This is a genomic window from uncultured Campylobacter sp. (assembly GCF_938030145.1).
Taxonomy (GTDB): domain Bacteria; phylum Campylobacterota; class Campylobacteria; order Campylobacterales; family Campylobacteraceae; genus Campylobacter_B.
This window is the reverse complement of sequence record NZ_CALHGM010000009.1, coordinates 65342-83233: the sequence shown is the minus strand read 5'-3', so window position 1 is coordinate 83233 and position 17892 is coordinate 65342. Positions and strand designations below refer to the sequence as shown.

Below are 17892 nucleotides of genomic sequence, written 5' to 3'. Positions count from 1 at the left end.
ATGGAAATTTTAAAATTTGAAGGCATCTGCAAATACTTCGGCGAGGTCAAGGCTCTCGATAATATCAGCTTCGACGTTTTAAGCGGCGAGTGGGTCAGCATAATGGGCCCAAGCGGCAGCGGCAAAAGCACGCTCGTAAATATCCTAAGCCTGATGGATACCCCCACCGCAGGCAGATACATCCTAGGCGGAGCCGACGCGAGCGCGCTAAACGACGAGCAAATTTTAGAATTTCGCCGCAAAAAGATCGGTCTCGTGTTTCAGCAGTTTCACCTAATCCCCTATCTAACGGCCGTCGAAAACGTTATGTTAAATCAATACTACCACAGCTGCGTGGACGAGGACAGCGCCAAAGCAGCACTTGAGAAAGTGGGGCTCGGGCACCGCATCACGCACCGCCCTAGCGAGCTTAGCGGCGGCGAGCAGCAGCGCGTCTGCATCGCTCGCGCACTCATCAACGACCCCGACATCATCATCGCCGACGAGCCTACGGGCAACCTCGACGAGGCCAACGAGCGCGTGGTTTTGCAGCTCTTTCAGACGCTTCGTAGCGAGGGCAAGACGCTGCTTTTGGTCACACACAACGAGGAGCTCGGTAAATTTGCCGACAAAGTGGTGCGTCTAAGACACGGCAAGCTCGATCGAATAGAGCTTTTGGATCAAAGCACAATGAAACATCATCTAGGCTCTCAGGGTGAAAATTCAGATCGCGATTTAAGCCAAAGCGCTTCACAGAGCTCTAACGCCGAAAATTTAAAAGCTAAGAACGGCGATAAAAATTCGAGCACGAGTGAGAAAAATTCCGCTTCGCAAAATTTAGGTGGCGAAGATCAGAGTGCCGAAAATTCTAACGGCGAAAATCAAGGTGCCAAAAATTCCGGTGCGTAAAATTTAGCTCGCATGATGAAAAATATAGCTACGTTAAAATTTAAAAATTTCACCGCCCGCCCGCGCTCTTTTTGGGTTCGCACAAAGCTCACGCGTGCAGGTGAGGCTCTTTGCTGCGCGCATCCCGCCGAAGCCGTTTGCCTCGAAATATCAAGCGCCGTTGCGAAGCCGAGTAGAGTGGGTAAAAATTTTAAAATTCTAAATTTTAAAAGCCAAAACGCTACGGGTGCGTATTACGACGCGGATCGCGACATACACCTAAGCGCAGATCGCGATATAAATTCCGGTAGAAATCTCGCCACAAATTTTAAAATTTCAAACGCAAATTTAAAAACGAATTTAGCAGTTTTAAAAGTAGATTTAAGGACGGATTTCAAATTATGAAATTTTTAAATTTAAAAGTTGCTGCCGCCGTGTTCGCGCTACTGCTCGCGGGCTGCGACGGATGGAAGCACCATCTAAGCAGCGACGGCGCCTCGCTTGCCTCCAAGTTCGACCCCTCCGAGCGCACGCTAAAGATCGAGGGCAACGACAAGCCCTTTGTGCTATTTTTCTACACTAGCGGCTGCGGCGCGTGCAAAGCCCAAGTACCCGTGCTAAACGAGCTGCAAGCTAGCGGCGACGCGCTAGTTATCGGCGTTTTGGGCGACGGCAAAGGCTTAGAAGCCGATGCCGCGGTCGCTCGCGAAAAGGGGATAAAATTCCCAAGCGTCAGCGGCGCGAGCTCGGTGAAATACTTTGAAACCATCGTAGGCGGAATTTTTGGTACCCCCACGTCGGTGATCTACGATAAAAACGGCAAAGCGGTCAAAAAACTCATCGGCCTCTACCCCAAATCCGCCTTCGAAACACAGCTCAAGCTTATAAATTAAAGAGCGGAATTTAATGCAGCCGGATTTACGGCGGCGGATCGCAAATGCCCACTAAAATAACACTTCGAGTTTAAAATTCCTTTCAACTTGCAGACGCCTTTGCGTTTAAATTTCAAAATTTAGGCACGCAGCGGATTTAATGCTAAAATTAGCTTTGTTACTAAGCTGCTTAAAGGGCTAAAAAGCGGCGATATCAAAATAGAAAGGAAACGTCAATGAGTAAAAAATCCCTTGTCCTAGGCGCTGCCGCGATACTTTGCGGCGCGCTAAGCCTAAACGCCGAGGTTGCGGCGACGCAGAGCGCGCAAATAGATCTGAAATTTAACGCCGCAAATTTTACGCAAGAAAGCGTGATCGTAGGTGGCAAAAAGATAAAATTTCGCGCTTACAAAAACATAATCTACGTCGCAAAACCCGTAAGCGCGCACTATCAGAGCATGAATATCTTCATCCCGCAGCAGTATTTTGAGGGGCGCAAGAGCGGCAAATTTGACGCCGCAAGCGCGCCTATATTTTTACCCAACGGCGTGGGCGGCTACATGCCGGGCGAAGCGGGCGAGGTCAAAATAGACGCAAGCGGCAAACCAAACGCGATCGCTACGGCGCTTTCGCGCGGTTACGTTGTAGCCGCTCCCGCAGCGCGCGGACGCACGCTAAAGGACGCAACCGGCGATTATATCGGCAAGGCGCCCGCAGCGATCGTAGATCTAAAAGCCGCCGTGCGGTATCTGAAATTTAACGACGCGGCGATACCGGGGGACGCAAACAGGATCGTCTCAAATGGCACGAGCGCGGGCGGAGCGCTCTCGGCGCTTTTGGGCGCAAGCGGGGACGAGGCTGCGTACGAGCCGTATCTGAACGATCTGGGCGCTGCGAAGGCAAGCGATAAAATTTACGCGGCGTCCGTATACTGCCCGATCACAAATCTAAAGCACGCGGACGCGGCGTATGAGTGGATGTTCGGCGCGCAGAGCGAATATAAAAAGATGGATTTTAGCGGGCTTGATGCGGCGGGATTTAACGAGCGCGGCGAAAATTCTAGCGGCGCTGAAAAAAATTCCAAAAAAGATGCAAATCAAAGCGCCGCAAAGCCCGCGCGCAAGATGCTAAGCGGCAAGCTAAGCGCAGCGCAGATTAAAATTTCAGACGAGCTAAAGGCGCAATTCCCCGCCTATTTGAACTCGCTAAGCTTAAAGGACGGAGACGGCCGCGCGCTAAGCCTGGATAAAAACGGCGACGGCAGCTTCAAAGATTACATAAACGGGCTTATATCGGCCTCGTTTGCTGATTTTGCGGCGAAAAATCCTCGCGCGAAGGCGCCCCTATACCTCGCTGCAAAGATCAAGGACGACGCGTCGCAATCGCATATGCTTTTTTGGGGCTACGCGACCTCCAAGCCGCGCGCCAAGACCCCGCCTGCATTCGACGGCTTCGCGCTTGAAAATCCCGAAAACGAGCTGTTCGGCGGCGCTAAATTTAACGCGGCACATTTTACGGATTTTAGTGCGATGAATGACCCCGCCAAAGGGGTGCTAATCGCAGATGCGCGGATCGTAGAGATGATGGATGCAATGAGCTTCGTGCTCAACGAAAACGGCGCGAAATTTTACCGCATCCGACACGGCGCGAGCGATCGCGATACGGCGCTTGCGATTCCCGCGATTTTGGCGCTTAGCTTGCAAAACGCGGGCAAAAACGTCGATTTTGCGGTGCCTTGGGGGCAAGGACACGCCGGCGATTACGATCTTGAGGAGCTTTTTGACTGGATCGACGAAATAGTCGCGCGCTAGACTTAACGGGCAAAATTTCATCTTAGAATTTAAAATTTTGCCCGCAGCTCTGCCCTAAATTTTATCGCCCAAAGCTCGCTCTAGCAGATACGCTAAGCGGGGTAAAATTCTGCCGCGAAATTCTATCGCGTTAAAATTTTGGCATCGTCTCAAGGCGCGTAACGGCTTGAAATTTTGCAGCCAGCATTCAAAAAATTCCATAGAATTTTATCGCGACAAAACGACGCGAATTAAATTTTATCGGCCACGGCGATTTATGGCGCGGAGCTTTTAGCGCGATCCGCGCCAAAATTTCGGCACAATCAAATTCTGCAGGCTAAAATAAAAACCGAAGTATGCGATAAAATTTCACGGCGTTTATGCACTTCCGATCGCAGGTATTTGAGCACGCAAGTATCGTGCATAAGCGCGCATTCGACGCGCGGGTGATTAAAAATCCACCAAAATGAACGCAGAAAACTCAAAGAAGCACGGTAGCGGGCTAAATTTAAAGGCGCACATTTCGCGATCTCCCGCGGATCCAAACCCGCTTTTGCCATCCATTCGGCCTACTTCAATAATCCACTGGCGCCCAAAAAGCGCCGTTTGGGGTCTGTATCTTTGCGCCGTGTGTATAAATTTCATAATTTAACGGCGCTTTTAAGCACCGCTTAGCCTATTAAAGACCAACGCACGCCGCGTCAGCATCGTTTCCTAAAACCGGGCGTGCTAGCATCTTTGCGGCAGCGGCGCAACTAGGCGCTAAATTTAACGCTAGCCTCCTTGCACCGCCTCTCTAGCTCGGCGTGCGGCGACACCCTTTGCACTCTTTGCGACGCGAGGTCTAAATGTAAGCCCCCCTTGCCAAGCCGCAAAATAGCTTTTAAAATTTTAACGCCCTAGCCTTTTGCGATCTCGTAAAAACCGTCCTCAAAAACGACCTTACCTGCATCCACAAGCCGCTTTAAAAGCTGCGTGCTGGGCTCGTCAAACATCGCTTCCACGTCGCTCGTGCGCTGCGGACGACGTGCCAAAGTATGCAATATCTCATCCTCGCTAAAGCTCAGCCGTTCGCTTGCGTATTTGGGTGCGGCGATGATATTTACGTTTTGATTTTCGATGAAAGTAGCCAGATAGCGCAGCTGCGCCTCGCTTACTCCCTCTACGCGGTATGCGGGCGGGCGATCGATAGTGCCAATATCTACGCGGTGCGGGTTGATGCGCGCTAGAGCCGCATTCAGCGCCGCAAAATCCTCTTGCGTGTCGTTTAGCCCACGCACGACTAGGATTTCGATATCAAGCTCGCCGCGAAACTCACGCGCAAAATCTGCGATCGCGCTTATGATATCATCTGCACTAATGCCCGCGTGCGGGCCGTCTACCTTGCGAAAGCTTTTTGCAAGCACGCTATCTAGCGAAAATTTGCAGATATCAAGCTTCGCTAGCGCCGCGCTGTTTTCGCGCACGAGTGAGCCGTTTGACAAAACGAGCAGTTTCTGCGGCAGATGCAGCGCCTTTAGTGCATCCACGAGCTCTGCAAAGCGCGGATGCAGCGTAGGCTCGCCATTTGCCGTGATCGTGATGACATCTATGTTAGGATGCATCGCCAGCGCGGTTTTCAGCTCGGCGATGACCGGGCCGATCTCACAGGGCTCGCTCATCGAGCTTACCGGCTTGCCCGCGCCCAGCTCGCAGTAGACGCAGTTGAAGTTGCACTGCTTGCGCTGCGGGCTCAGATCGATGCCGAGGCTGCGCCCGAACCTACGCGAGGCGACGGGTCCGAAAATATATCTCATTTTTGCTCCATGATTTGATTTACGAATGACGGCATTTTTGGCGCGAGATTTCGCTTTAAATTTTGCTTCCGAGCGCCGAAATTTGGCGCCGCTTTTATGCGAAATTTCACTTCTGCGCTCCGCCCCGCTAGGACGGAATTTTAAGCTTAGAGCTTTGAATTTATCCTTAAATTTGGGGCGTGCGAGCCATAAATTTAAAGCGCGAGCTAAATTTAAACTAGCGAGCTCGCGGTATTTTTACGCCGCCGCATACATAGCGCGTAAAATTTTAAGCCTCGCTCGGCGTAAAAGCGATATAAAATTCAAATTGCGGCTAAATTTTAAAATTTAGCGATACCGCCGCGCAAAACGGCGCAGAATTTTAAAATTTAGAACTTTGCGTTCCGCAAGCTGTTTTGACGGCGTGAAAGTGGTGTAAAATTTAAAATTTATGGGCAGCGGAAAAATCGTGCGGAAGTAAATCAAGCAACCCGGGCTAGCAAAATTTTAAATTACGGCTCTATGAAATTTCACAACGGCGCGCTGCAAACAGGCTATCGCAAAGTCTGATTTTAGCGTGCGCTTAGCTCATGCACCAGATCCACTAGATATTTGGCGTTTTGCACGCTCACGTCGGGCAAAATTCCATGGCCTAGATTAAAGATATGCGCAGCGCCCTTCATCGCCGCTAAAATCTCGCGCACGCCCGATTCTATCGCGCCGCGATCGTATAGCCGCATCGGCTCCAGGTTGCCCTGAAGCGCAAATTTGCCCCCGAGCTGCTCGCGCGCAAGCCCCATAGGAGTGCTCCAATCCACGCCCCATACGTCAAAGCTCGCCGCGCCGCGCCGCGCCGCGATACGGCTCAGCCGCGACATCTGTGCGCCCGTGCCCTTGGCAAAGACGATGAGCGGGATATGCGGGAATTTCGCCTTTAAAAATTCCGTGATTTCCAAGATGTATCGCCAGCCGAACTCCTCGTACGCGCTCGGCTCCAGCGCGCCCGCCCAGCTGTCAAAGATCTGCACCGCATCAACGCCCGAGCCGATCTGGCGCGCTAGATAAAGCTTCGTCGCCTCCGTAACGAGGCGCAAAATTTCATGCAAAAGCTGCGGATTTTCGTAGAGCATCCTTTTGCAAACGGCGTAATTTTTACTGCCGCCGCCCTCGATCATATAGGTAGCGATCGTCCACGGCGCGCCGCAAAAGCCAATAAGCGCTTTATCCGCGGCAAGGCGCGAGCGTGTAAGCGAGATCGTATCATAAACGTATCCGAGCCCCGCCGCGGCCTTTTGTGGATCAAGGCGCGCCAAATCGCCCTGAGAGCGGATCGGATTGCTAAAGCGCGGCCCTTCGCCCGCTTCGAAGCGCAGATCCATCCCCATCTGCATCGGCACGACCAAAATATCGCTAAATAAAATCGCCGCATCGACGCCCAAAATCTCCACGGGCTGGATCGTCACCTCGCTAGCGGCGCGATAGTCGCGGCACAGGCTCAAAAAATCGCCCGCCCTCTCGCGCACCGCCATGTATTGCGGCAGGTAGCGCCCAGCCTGGCGCATCATCCAAATGGGCGTGTATGGGGTCTCTTTGCCGAAGCATGCGTCGATGAAAACCATTTTTATCCTTTAAATTTACTCAAAATATACAAAGCCAAACAAACCGCAAAGATAGCCCCTGCGAGCAAAAGCATATCCAAAGGGGTAGTAAAATCGGTGTGCAAAATTCTCTTGAAAAAATCCACTACGAGCACCATTATGATGACGCTGCCGAGTTTGTGCTTCAGCTCATCCAGCGAGGCGATCTTTAAAACTTGCAAATTCAGATCCACAAACTCGTCGATAAACAGCTCATAAATTCCAAATACGAAGATTAGCAGCACTATAGCGACCAGATACAGATCGATCGCCGTTATTATCTCGCTTAAAATATCGACGTAAAACGCTCGCTCGCTCTGCGGAGCTAGAAAAAATTCTACGATTTTATAGAGCGCCGAGCAGATTTCGTAGCTTGCCACCACAAATATCGCCGCGCCTGCCGCGATGCAAAAAAGTACCGGCAGGAGGGTTAAAAATTTGCTGCAAAGTAAAAATTTCTCAAATATAGCTTTCATTTCTTCCTTAAATTTTAATTTGGGATTAGCCGCTCCACAAACGAACGTATAAATTTAAAAACCACTCCATGCCGAAGCGTTCGTTTAAATTTACGCTCGTTTACAATCGCGTAAATTTATCTCTTTTGATCGCGCCCGTTTGAGTCTTTAAAATTTTGCGCCAGGTTAAAGGCGCAAAATTTCAGCTCGCGGCATTAAATTTTTAACTAGGCTGATTTGCAAATTTTATTCGCCGGTCTTCGGCGCCGAAATCACGCACGCGACCGTATCCGCGCACAAAGGCTCGGCAACTCTGCTAAATTTATCCTATCTGTCTTGCTGCATATCGATCCAGCGAAGCGCGATGCGCACGGCGTTTGTAGCCGCTCCGACGCGGATCTGATCTGCGCTGCACCAAAGATGCAGAATTTTATCGTCGAAATTGTCCCTGCGGAGCCTGCCGACGTAGGTTTCGTTCGTGTCGCTCGAAAGTAGCGGCATCGGGTACTCGTTTTTGCTCGGATCGTCTGCAAGCACGATGCTAGGCGCGTTTCTTAAAATTTCACGCACGCGGCTAATCTCGAAATCCTTTTTAAATTTTATCGTGATCGCCTCGCTGTGGCTGCGAAGTACCGGCACGCGCACGCAGGTAGCCGAAACGGCGAAGTTTTTATGCAAAATTTTCTGCGTTTCGTTCACCATCTTCATCTCTTCTTTGGTGTAGTCATTGTCCAAAAATACGTCGATGTGTGGGATGACATTCATCGCGATCTGATGCGGGAAAACCTTCGGCTCACACTCATCAAGCTTAAAAGCGAAAAACTGCTGCAACTGCTCTACAAGCTCGCTCATACCCTCTTTACCTGCGCCGCTCGTCGCTTGATAGGTGCTTACGTCCACGCGCTCGATATCAAACGCGTCATCAAGCGGCTTAAGAATTTGAACCATCTGGATAGTTGAGCAGTTCGGATTGGCGATGATGCCTGTCTCTTCCCATAGCTTTATATCCTGAGGATTACACTCGGGCACTACGAGCGGGACATTTTCTTGCATGCGAAAGTGACTAGTGTTGTCGATCACCACCGCGCCGCTTGCCGCAGCAAAAGGCACGTAATGCGCCGAAATGGAGCCGCCCGCGCTAAAAAACGCAATGTCGATCTCGTTTTCGTCGAAGGTGCTGTCGGTAAGCTCCTTCACGACGTATTCTTTACCGCGGAATTCCACCTTCTCGCCCGCGCTCTTTGCGCTTGCAAGCGGCAGTATGTCCTTTACGGGGAAGTTCATCTCGTCTAAGACGCGCAAAATCTCCTCGCCTACGGCGCCGGTAGCACCTACGATGGCGATATTGTAACTACTCATCCTCTCCTCCTTTTAAAATTTCATCGCTAGGGCCGTCGCTCTGCGAATCTTTACTATCCAAATTTGAATTTAATAAATTTTCATCCTGCGCAAGCTCGTCCGCTTCGACCTCGTCGCTCTCCTCGGCTTTCGGGCAGGTCGCGATGCTCACGACGTCGTCGCCCTCGACATTTACGACGATGACGCCGCTGGTGTTGCGGCCCGCTTTACGGATGCTTTGCATATCGACGCGGATCATCTTGCCACTGGTGGTTAACGCCATGAGATCCATCTCCTCATCAACCATCACAACGCCGATGAGCTCGCCCGTGCGGTTGGTGAGTTTCATGCAGATGACGCCCTTGCCGCCGCGGTTTGTGAGGCGATACTCGCTCGCAGTCGTGCGCTTGCCGATACCCTTTTGGCTCACGCTTAAAATTTCTTGCATATCGCTTAAAATAAACGCGGCGCCGATGACTTCATCGCCTTTTTCTTTAAATTTAATCCCCTTTACGCCGCGAGCGATGCGCCCCATCTGGCGAATTTTATTTAGATTAAATTTAAGGCACATTCCCTTTTTCGTAGCGATGAAGAGCATATTTTCGTTGGCGCTTTGCGGCTCGCCCTCTTGCGCGCCCTCGTCTTGCGAAATTTCATCTAAAATTTCATTCTCGCTTCCTTCTAAAATATCCTGCTCGGTCTGCTCTAAGGCTTCCTCAGCCTCGCCACCGTCCAGATCGTCGCCGCTTAGAGCGCCTCCTTTGTAGTTTTGCATCTCCTCGGCGCTGTTTGGAGCGATGAGAGCGGTTACTAGCGTATCGTCCTCATCTAGGCTGATAGCGCGGATACCGAGCGAGCGGATATTTTTAAACTCGCTTAAATTCGTGCGTTTTACTATACCGTTGCGAGTGAAAAATACGAGCGACTTGCTCGGATCAAAATCGCTCGTAGGGATGATCGCCATGATCTTTTCATCCGCGCCGAGCTGGATTAAATTTACTACCGCCTTGCCCTTTGCGGTGCGCGAGCCCTCCGGGATTTTATAGACCTTGAGCCAGTAAAGCTGCCCGCGGTCGGTGATAAACATAAGCGTATCGTGGGTGTTGGACGTAAAAAAGCTCTCGATGAAGTCATCGTCGTACGTCGTGACCGCCACGCGCCCCTTGCCGCCGCGCTTTTGCTTTTCGTAAGTCTTGCTAGGCACGCGCTTAATGTAGCCGCGATGAGTGATCGTAACGACCATATTTTCATTCGCGATTAAATCTTCGATGTCGATATCCTCGTAGTCATCGACGATTTCGGTGATGCGCGGACATTTAAATTTATCCTTGATCTCCAAAAGCTCGTCTTTGATGATCCCCTCAATCAGCTCCTCGCTCTTTAGGATCGCATCAAGCCGCTTTATCTCGGCTAAAATTTCTTTTAGCTCCTCCTCGATCTTTTCGCGCTCAAGTCCCGTTAAGCGGCTTAGCCTCATATCTAAAATCGCGCCTGATTGCGCCTCGCTAAGGCCGAATCTGCTCATTAAATTTTCACGCGCGACGTTGGTGTCGGCGGAATTTCTAATCACGTCAATCACTTCGTCAATATTATCTAACGCGATCTTTAAGCCCTCTAAGATATGCGCTCTAGCGCGCGCTTTTTGAAGCTCAAAAATTGTGCGGCGGATGATGACGGTTTTTCTGTGGTTCAAAAACAGCTTCAAAAGTTCTATCAGCGTGAAAATCTTCGGCTCCTTGCCGTCGATTGCGAGCATTATCACGCCGAAGGTCGCCTCCATCGTGGTTTGCTTAAATAGATTATTCAGCACGATCTCGCTCATCGCGTCGCGCTTAAGCTCGATTACTACGCGAATTCCGTCGCGATCGCTCTCGTCGCGTACCTCGGAGATGCCTTCGATCTGCTTTTCTTTTACGAGATCTGCGATCTGCTCGATCAGACGCGCCTTATTGGTCTGATACGGCAGCTCGTCGATTACGATGACGTCTTTACTAGCCTTTTTTTCGATATGGGTTTTAGCGCGAATTTTAACGCGCCCTCTGCCCGTTTTATACGCCTCGATGATTCCTTTTTTGCCGTAGATTATGCCGCCGGTTGGAAAATCGGGACCCTTGATCTCGCCCATAATCTCCTCTAGGCTTGCGTTTTTATTCTCAAGCAGTATCAAAAGACCGCCCACAAGCTCATCTAGGCTATGTGGCGGGATATTCGTCGCCATTCCAACGGCGATTCCGCTTGAGCCGTTAAGCAGCAAATTCGGCACGCGCGCAGGCAATACATCGGGCTCGTTTAGGCTCTCATCGTAGTTCGGTACAAAATCGACCGTCTCTTTATCCAGGTCTTTTAAAAGCTCCTCGGCTAGCGGCGTCATACGCGCTTCGGTATACCTCATCGCCGCCGCTCCGTCGCCGTCGATCGATCCGAAGTTACCTTGACCGTCGACGGAAGGAATTCTCATCGAAAAGCTCTGTGCCATTCGCACGAGCGCATCGTAAACGGCGGTATCGCCGTGCGGATGGTATTTACCGATGACGTCGCCTACGATACGGGCGGATTTTTTGTATGGCTGGCGAGAGCCCACGCCAAGATCGTTCATCGCGTATAAAATTCGCCTATGCACCGGCTTTAGGCCGTCTCTGGCGTCGGGTAGCGCGCGACCGATGATAACGCTCATCGAGTAATCAAGATAGCTCGTCTTGATCGATTCCTCGACATCGATATCGATGATCTCTTGATTTTCAAAAATACTTTCTTGCATAAAGATCCTTTTAAAATTTAACGAGCGATTATAGCGAATTATTCTTTTGCATTAGCTAAAACCAAGCCGCACACTGGCATAAAGCCGCCATCGATCAAGCTCTCGCGCGCTTGCAGCATACTAAGGCCTGAGGTGATGATGTCATCTACCAGGATCACGGGGAATTGCGGCGGGGTTAAAATTTTAAAATTTCGCTTGTGCTTTAGGCGAAATTCCAAACTCTGCCCGGTGTATTTGACGCGGTTTTGCGCGCGCAGGCAGTGAAATTTTGGCTCAATTAGCTCGCTTTTTAGCGCGCGAGCTAGGATCGCCGTATGTGAATAGCCGCTGCGAGCGTCATCATCCAGCGGTACGGCATTAAATTTAAAAATTCCGTCCGTTGTTTTAAACGCTTCGTAATTTTGCGGATTTGTAGAAATTTCGCGCCGCAGATCAAGCGGGAATTTCGCTAAGCTTAAAGAGGCTATGCGCGCAAGCACCGCAGCGCCGTATTCGTGATGTTTAGAAAGTATAAGCTCTCGAATTTCGGAGTAGCCGTAGTAGTAAAATACGCTAAAGCCCTCCACCTGCCGCATGCCTAGGCGGCATTCGGCTAAATTTGCGGCGCAGGCGGCGCAGATCGTGCGCAGGCTAAACGCGCCGCAATTTACGCAGCGCATCTAAAGCGTCAAGATGATTTGATCGGCGGATTTTTTGACGATGTCGCCAAGTAAGCTTTGCACAAAAGGATTAAGCGATCTAGCCGTACGAAGCGCGGTAAATTGGCTCTGATCCTGCGAAACGCGCTTGGTCGTAGTTTTGTTGCCCTGCACGATAGAAATCGCAACCTCGCCTCTTGCGCTCATATTTTCCTTCGAGTAGCCGTTGATCGCCGCCGAGATGCTTCTAATATTTACGGTTACGATATTCGGGCTTGCCGGATCGATCCTTACGCCGCGAGCCTCAAGCTCCGCGCGCAAAGCCTTGTCGAACCACGCCGAGAGATTATTTTTTAAAAGCACCTCATCGACGAGTTTGCCGTCGTTGTCGTTTATAACGGCGATTACCATCTGATTTTCGCGCTGATCGTTGATCGCGTTGATATTTACCGACTTGCCGCTTACGGTCTGATCGGCCTTAGAAAGATACGGATTTAGGCTGATGACGCTGCTAGTTTGCGAGCAGGCGACAAAAAATAGCGCAAATACGCCGATTAAAAATTTTTTCATTTTGATCCTTTTTCTGAAATTCGGGCGCATTGTAGCACTAAATTTAAAATTTATAGATTTTTTTGTATCATTGCAAGATCAAAGGAGAAATTTTGCAAGCACTCGCTTTAAAATACAGACCCAAAAGCTTTGAGCAGCTCATCGGTCAAGATGCCGTCGCCAAAAGCCTCGCGCACGCGCTGGATTCGGGCAGGCTGAGCCACGCATATCTTTTCAGCGGACTTCGCGGCAGCGGTAAAACTTCGACGGCTAGGATTTTTGCCAAAGCGCTTTTATGCGACAAGGGTCCTACCGGTAAGCCGTGCGAGGTCTGCGATAACTGCGTAATGGCAAACGAGGGGCGCCACATCGACATCATCGAGATGGACGCCGCCAGCCACCGCAAGATCGACGATATCCGCGAGCTCATCGAGCAGACGAAGTATCATCCCGCAAGCGCGCGCTTTAAAATTTTCATCATCGACGAGGTGCATATGCTCACCAAAGAGGCCTCCAATGCGCTTTTAAAGACGCTTGAGGAGCCGCCTAGCTATGTAAAATTTATCCTTGCGACTACCGATCCGCTCAAGCTTCCCGTCACGGTGCTATCGCGCACGCAGCACTTTCGCTTTAAACCGATCGCAAAAAGCGCCGTCGTGGCGCACCTAGAGCAAATTTTAAAAACCGAAAAGATCGCTTACGAAGAGGGCGCGCTCGAAATTCTAGCACGCAGCGGCTCGGGCTCGCTACGAGACACGCTCACGCTCCTCGATCAGGCGATTATCTTTAGCCGCGAAGGAATCACGCAGCGCGCGATCGCCGATATGCTTGGCCTGCTCGATCCCGCCAAAATAGGCGAAATTTTAGACGTCGTGCTGCGCCAAGACCGCGCGGGCGCGATCGAGATCATCAAAGAGGTCGAAAACTACAACGCCGAGACGATAATCGACGAGATGATCGCAAATTTAAAGGATAAATTCCTGCGCCGCGACGCGAAATTTAGCCTGCTGATGTATGAGCGGTTTTTCCGCATTTTAGCGGGCGCCAAGAGCATGCTCGCCATCAGCCCCGACAACACCTACGCAATTTCTATGATGATTTTTATGATGATGGAGGCGGTAAATCTGCGCGAAATCGACGAGCTCATAGAGGTCGGAAGATCCCTGGATCAAGGCGAGGGCTATCCTTCCGCTTCGGCGCCTAATTTAAACGCGCAAAGCTCCGCGCCGAATTTTAGGTCAAATTCCAACCAAAGCGCGAATTTTTCGCCAAATAGCGAGCCGGGCGGCGCTACTTTTTCACCGAGCGGCCAGAGTAGCGCGACAAGCGGCGTGCCTAGCTTTACGACAAGCGCGAAACGTCCCGCAAACACGGCACAAAACTCCGGTGCCAGCGGTGCAGTGAAACAGAACCTTGACGCAGGCGGCGAGATCAAACCTGGCGTGGCGGCGCAGGCGCAAAATTCTAACTCTTCCGTCCAAACGGGCGCTCAAAATGAAATTTACGAGAATTTTTTAGCCAAAATTTACGACCGCGATTATGATCTGGGCGAGAAATTTAGCAAGTGCGTGGAATTTTTAAAGTTCGAGCGCGGCACGCTGTATCTGCTCTCGCGCGCGCAGGGGCAGGATAGAGAATACCTGCGCAAGGGCTCGCGAGCGATCAACAGCGTGCTAAAATCACTTTTCGGCGAGAGCGCGGCCATCAAGATCGAGCAAAGCGCGCCGCATAAGCAAGAAAATTTTGCGCCGAGCGGCGCGGAAAACTCCGCCCCAAGCAGCAAAGATAGCGTAGAAAAAGGCAAAGCAAAGAGCGCTACAAGTAGCACAGAAAGACCGCTTGAAAATTCTAGCGGTACGACGAGCGGCGCGCAAAATTCTGACTTGGGCGCGAGCAGGACCGCAAACTCAGAGCAGGATGAAATTTCAAACGACAGCGAAAATTACGAAGAAAATTTCGTGCCGAAAGCGGCAAAACCGAAAAAAAACGGCGCTAGCGGCGAGGGCGAAAAACAGCCGCCCAAGGATGATCTGTTAAGATCCACTGATCCGCAAAACTACGCCGCAAAGCCCCGCGATACGAGTAAGAGCGTGCGCGCCGCCAAGGCTGGTCTCGCCGAGCTCGCAAACGGCGCGCAGGACGGCAAGGAAATTTTGATCTCCGAGATGAATAGGCTTTTCGGTGAGCCCACCAAAATCACGGAATAACGCTTTATTCGGATTAAATTTACCTCCGTGCGATTTTAAAATTTAAACGTGCAAAAGCGACTCCGAAATTTATGCGGCGAGAGAGCCTGTGCGATTTTAAAATTTAGACTTTTAAAATTTTTACCCACTCCGCTCGGTTTTGCAACGGTGCTTGATCTTTCGAGGCAAGCAGCTTCGGCGGGACGTGCGCAGCAAAGAGCCGCGCCTGCTTGCGCAAACTGCAAATGAACCCAAAAAGAGCGCGGGCGGGCGGTGAAATTTTTAAATTTTAACGTAGCTTTATTTTTCATCATGCGAGCTAAATTTTACGCATCGGAATTTTGCGCACCCGAATTTTTGGCACCTTGATTTTCGCCGTTAGAATTTTCGGCACTCTGATCTTCGCCACCCAAATTTTGCGAAGCGGGATTTTGCTCGCTCGCAGCTTCGGCGTTAGAGCTTTGCGAAGCGCTTTTGTTTGGATTACGATCTGAAATTTTATCTTGCGAGCCGAGATTGTGCTTCATCGTGCTTTGATCCAAAAGTTCTATTCGATCGAGTTTGCCGTGTCTTAGGCGCACCACTTTGTCGGCAAATTTGGACGAAAATTACACCTGCGAAATCTCGATAAAATTTTGCCATTAAATTACGAAACGAAATTCTACCTCGCAATTCCGCCGCTATTTCTTGGCGATTTCATAGTAGCCGTCTCTGAAAACAACCTTACCCGCATCCACAAGACGCTTTAAAAGCTGCGCGCTCGCTTCATCAAACATCGCTTCCACGTCGCTAGTGCGCTGTGGACGACGTGCTAAAGTATGCAATATCTCGTCCTCGCTAAAGCTCAGCCGCTCGCTTGCGTATTTGGGTGCGGCGATTATATTTACGTTTTGATTTTCGATGAAAGTAGCCAGATAGCGCAGCTGCGCCTCGCTCACCCCCTCTGCGCGGTATGCGGGCGGGCGATCTATAGTGCCAATATCTACGCGGTGCGGATTGATGCGAGCTAAAGCGGCATTCAGCGCCACAAAATCCTCTTGCGTGTCATTTAGCCCGCGCACGACTAGGATTTCGATATCAAGCTCGCCGCGAAACTCGCGCGCAAAATCCGCGATCGCGCTTACGATATCCTCGGTGCTAATGCCTGCGTGCGGGCCGTCCACCTTGCGAAAGCTTTTTGCAAGCACGCTATCTAGCGAAAATTTGCAGATATCAAGCTTCGCTAGCGCCGCGCTGTTTTCGCGCACGAGTGAGCCGTTTGACAAAACGAGCAGCTTCTGTGGCAGGTGCAGCGCTTTTAGCGCATCCACTAGCTCTGCGAAGCGCGGATGCAGCGTGGGCTCGCCGTTTGCCGTGATCGTGATGACATCAATGCCCGCGTGGCTTTGCAGCGCAGTTTTCAGCTCGGCGATGACCGGGCCGATCTCACAGGGCTCGCTCATCGCGCTTACCGGCTTGCCCGCGCCCAGCTCGCAATAGACGCAGTTGAAGTTGCACTGCTTGCGCTGCGGGCTCAGATCGATGCCGAGGCTGCGCCCGAACCTACGCGAGGTTACGGGCCCGAAAATATATCTCATTTTTGCTCCGATGATTTGATTTGCGGGAGTTTGCTTGCGCGCAGAATTTTACTTTAAATTGCGCTTTAAATTTTGCTTCCGCGCGCTGAAATTCGGCGCCGCTTTTATACGAAATTTCATTTCCGTGCGCTCCGCCCGCTACGGCGAAATTTTAAACTTAGAGTTTTAAATTTATCCTTAAATTTAAGCCACCGCGTGAAATTCCTAATAAAATTTAACCTTGCTAGAAAATAGAGAAATTTAAAATTCTAAAATTCCTAGAATTTCGCTAAAATTGCGGACAAATTTTAAAAAAGGCGAAATTTTGACTATTTACGATTTGGAGCGCCTGCGACTGGACGCCAAAAAGCACGTCGAGCAGCTAAAGCTCGTAGCCGTCATAAGCACGGTGGCGCTGTTTGCGGTATTCGGCGTCATCGCGTATTTCGTGCGCAGGCAAGGCGCGCAGAGTTTTAGCGCGACACTGCTTATGCTGCTGGCGGTCGCCTCGCTTGCCGTGAGCCTGCGCGAGGTGCATCTAAACGGCTGGCAAAAGGATCTCATCGGCACGGAAAATATTTTGAAATTTGGCGCGGTAGCGATCTCGTTTTTGATCTTCAAATACTCCGCAGCCTTGCCGCAGGCGCTGATAGGCTTGGCTGCGCTTGCGCTTGCGGTGTGGCTAGCGGCGCGGCTTTATGCGCTCGGCGTAAGAAGCGCGCAAGATATCTTTACCGGGCGATACCGCCAAAGTTACAAGCAGCACTATCTGGCGCCTTTCGTGCGCGAGCTCGGCTACGAATACGTCTCCTACGGCAGCGTGCCGTTTTGGCGCGTGGTGCAGAGCGATCTGTTCGAGTTCATCGAAAATCTGCGCGGCAACGACCGCGTGGGCGGCGCGTGGCAGGGGGTGAGCTTTGAATTTAGCGACGTGAGCTTTTTTCATCAAAATTTGCAGCACGAGCTTATCGGGGCGTTTTTCGTAGCAGAATTTAACAAGCGCATCATCGCGCCCGTTTTCATCTATCCGCGCGAGATACAAAGTAAGCAGCACGTAGGTCTAAGGCCCGTCGCGATGGATAACGTGGAGTTTGCCGCGCGCTACAAGGTGCTTAGCGACGAGCCGCAAAACGCGATGTACGTGCTAACCCCTGCATTTATGGAGCGATTTTTGGCGGTGGGCGATGCGATGGGAGCGCAGATCTGGGCGAGCATCAGAGAGCGGCGGATCCATGTTTTTGTGCACACTAGGCGCGATAATTTCGAGCCTAGCGTCTATGAAAGCGTGCTGCGCCGCGACCCCGCAAGCGAGATAAAGAGCGAAATTTTAAGCTTTTTGAGTATCGTTAAAATTTTAAAACTGAATGTGAGGATTTGGATTTAGACGAGCGAGTTCGGCTAGATAAAATTTATAGATTTTTGCGGCAAACCGAGCGTCGATCGTCTAGGCTTATACTTGCAGCTTTATGAT

Annotated in this window: 14 protein-coding genes and 1 pseudogene; 6 read left to right on the top strand and 9 right to left on the bottom strand. The window is 50.9% G+C overall.

Annotated elements, in window-relative coordinates:
- The 4 genes and pseudogenes from Q0323_RS02515 to Q0323_RS02500 form a co-directional block, all read left to right on the top strand.
- A pseudogene (locus Q0323_RS02515) lies at nt 1–639 on the top strand (ABC transporter ATP-binding protein); the annotation flags it as partial.
- 264 nt (nt 640–903) lie between these two features.
- Nucleotides 904–1272, top strand: a complete 369-nt coding sequence (locus tag Q0323_RS02510) for a hypothetical protein (protein WP_298051169.1) — start codon at nt 904–906, stop codon at nt 1270–1272.
- The gene (locus Q0323_RS02505) at nt 1269–1760 is read left to right on the top strand and encodes a TlpA disulfide reductase family protein (protein ID WP_298051167.1); all 492 of its coding nucleotides are present in this window, start codon (nt 1269–1271) and stop codon (nt 1758–1760) included. The genes Q0323_RS02510 and Q0323_RS02505 overlap by 4 nt, the downstream gene beginning before the upstream one ends.
- Before the next feature lie 215 nt (nt 1761–1975).
- On the top strand, nt 1976–3550 hold the full coding sequence (locus Q0323_RS02500; RefSeq protein ID WP_298051164.1) for a subtype B tannase: 1575 nt from the start codon (nt 1976–1978) through the stop codon (nt 3548–3550).
- 878 nt (nt 3551–4428) lie between these two features.
- Here the strand turns inward: Q0323_RS02500 and Q0323_RS02495 are convergent.
- The 7 genes from Q0323_RS02495 to Q0323_RS02465 form a co-directional block, all read right to left on the bottom strand.
- Nucleotides 4429–5325, bottom strand: coding sequence for a radical SAM protein (locus Q0323_RS02495; RefSeq protein WP_298051161.1), 897 nt, complete (start codon nt 5323–5325; stop codon nt 4429–4431).
- A gap of 551 nt (nt 5326–5876) precedes the next feature.
- On the bottom strand, nt 5877–6923 hold the full coding sequence (gene hemE, locus Q0323_RS02490; RefSeq protein WP_298051160.1) for a uroporphyrinogen decarboxylase: 1047 nt from the start codon (nt 6921–6923) through the stop codon (nt 5877–5879).
- A 2-nt stretch (nt 6924–6925) separates the two neighbouring features.
- Nucleotides 6926–7417 (bottom strand): YqhA family protein, encoded by a 492-nt coding sequence (locus Q0323_RS02485; RefSeq protein WP_298051158.1) that lies wholly within the window; start codon nt 7415–7417, stop codon nt 6926–6928.
- Between the two features lie 306 nt (nt 7418–7723).
- Nucleotides 7724–8755, bottom strand: coding sequence for an aspartate-semialdehyde dehydrogenase (locus tag Q0323_RS02480; protein ID WP_298051157.1), 1032 nt, complete (start codon nt 8753–8755; stop codon nt 7724–7726).
- Nucleotides 8748–11492, bottom strand: a complete 2745-nt coding sequence (gene gyrA, locus Q0323_RS02475; RefSeq protein ID WP_298051156.1) for a DNA gyrase subunit A — start codon at nt 11490–11492, stop codon at nt 8748–8750. Before gyrA ends, Q0323_RS02480 begins: the two co-directional genes overlap by 8 nt.
- A 38-nt stretch (nt 11493–11530) precedes the next feature.
- On the bottom strand, nt 11531–12151 hold the full coding sequence (locus Q0323_RS02470; protein ID WP_298051154.1) for a ComF family protein: 621 nt from the start codon (nt 12149–12151) through the stop codon (nt 11531–11533).
- Complete coding sequence (locus tag Q0323_RS02465; protein WP_177386869.1) at nt 12152–12700, bottom strand: YajG family lipoprotein; 549 nt, start codon at nt 12698–12700, stop codon at nt 12152–12154. It lies immediately after the preceding gene.
- A 92-nt stretch (nt 12701–12792) separates the two neighbouring features.
- Here Q0323_RS02465 and Q0323_RS02460 point away from each other — a divergent pair, with 92 nt between their 5' ends.
- Nucleotides 12793–14886 carry a DNA polymerase III subunit gamma/tau gene (locus tag Q0323_RS02460; RefSeq protein WP_298051151.1) on the top strand — a complete coding sequence of 698 codons (2094 nt, stop codon included), beginning with the start codon at nt 12793–12795 and terminating at the stop codon, nt 14884–14886.
- A gap of 305 nt (nt 14887–15191) precedes the next feature.
- On the opposite strand, the gene Q0323_RS02455 is transcribed toward Q0323_RS02460, so the two are convergent.
- Together Q0323_RS02455 and Q0323_RS02450 are read right to left on the bottom strand one after the other, a co-directional pair.
- On the bottom strand, nt 15192–15446 hold the full coding sequence (locus tag Q0323_RS02455; RefSeq protein WP_298051149.1) for a hypothetical protein: 255 nt from the start codon (nt 15444–15446) through the stop codon (nt 15192–15194).
- Between the two features lie 99 nt (nt 15447–15545).
- Nucleotides 15546–16442: a radical SAM protein gene (locus Q0323_RS02450; RefSeq protein ID WP_298051147.1), complete on the bottom strand. Its 897-nt coding sequence runs from the start codon at nt 16440–16442 to the stop codon at nt 15546–15548.
- 304 nt (nt 16443–16746) lie between these two features.
- On the opposite strand from Q0323_RS02450, the gene Q0323_RS02445 reads away from it, so the two are divergent.
- The gene (locus tag Q0323_RS02445) at nt 16747–17805 is read left to right on the top strand and encodes a DUF3137 domain-containing protein (protein WP_298051146.1); all 1059 of its coding nucleotides are present in this window, start codon (nt 16747–16749) and stop codon (nt 17803–17805) included.
- Nucleotides 17806–17892: the final 87 nt, after the last annotated feature.

What these genes read in the sequence shown, in the direction of transcription:
- Q0323_RS02510 (WP_298051169.1), top strand. Translation starts at nt 904, where the DNA reads ATGAAAAATATAGCTACGTTAAAATTTAAAAATTTCACCGCCCGCCCG.
- Q0323_RS02505 (WP_298051167.1), top strand. Translation starts at nt 1,269, where the DNA reads ATGAAATTTTTAAATTTAAAAGTTGCTGCCGCCGTGTTCGCGCTACTG.
- Q0323_RS02500 (WP_298051164.1), top strand. Translation starts at nt 1,976, where the DNA reads ATGAGTAAAAAATCCCTTGTCCTAGGCGCTGCCGCGATACTTTGCGGC.
- Q0323_RS02495 (WP_298051161.1), bottom strand. Translation starts at nt 5,325, where the DNA reads ATGAGATATATTTTCGGACCCGTCGCCTCGCGTAGGTTCGGGCGCAGC.
- hemE (WP_298051160.1), bottom strand. Translation starts at nt 6,923, where the DNA reads ATGGTTTTCATCGACGCATGCTTCGGCAAAGAGACCCCATACACGCCC.
- Q0323_RS02485 (WP_298051158.1), bottom strand. Translation starts at nt 7,417, where the DNA reads ATGAAAGCTATATTTGAGAAATTTTTACTTTGCAGCAAATTTTTAACC.
- Q0323_RS02480 (WP_298051157.1), bottom strand. Translation starts at nt 8,755, where the DNA reads ATGAGTAGTTACAATATCGCCATCGTAGGTGCTACCGGCGCCGTAGGC.
- gyrA (WP_298051156.1), bottom strand. Translation starts at nt 11,492, where the DNA reads ATGCAAGAAAGTATTTTTGAAAATCAAGAGATCATCGATATCGATGTC.
- Q0323_RS02470 (WP_298051154.1), bottom strand. Translation starts at nt 12,151, where the DNA reads ATGCGCTGCGTAAATTGCGGCGCGTTTAGCCTGCGCACGATCTGCGCC.
- Q0323_RS02465 (WP_177386869.1), bottom strand. Translation starts at nt 12,700, where the DNA reads ATGAAAAAATTTTTAATCGGCGTATTTGCGCTATTTTTTGTCGCCTGC.
- Q0323_RS02450 (WP_298051147.1), bottom strand. Translation starts at nt 16,442, where the DNA reads ATGAGATATATTTTCGGGCCCGTAACCTCGCGTAGGTTCGGGCGCAGC.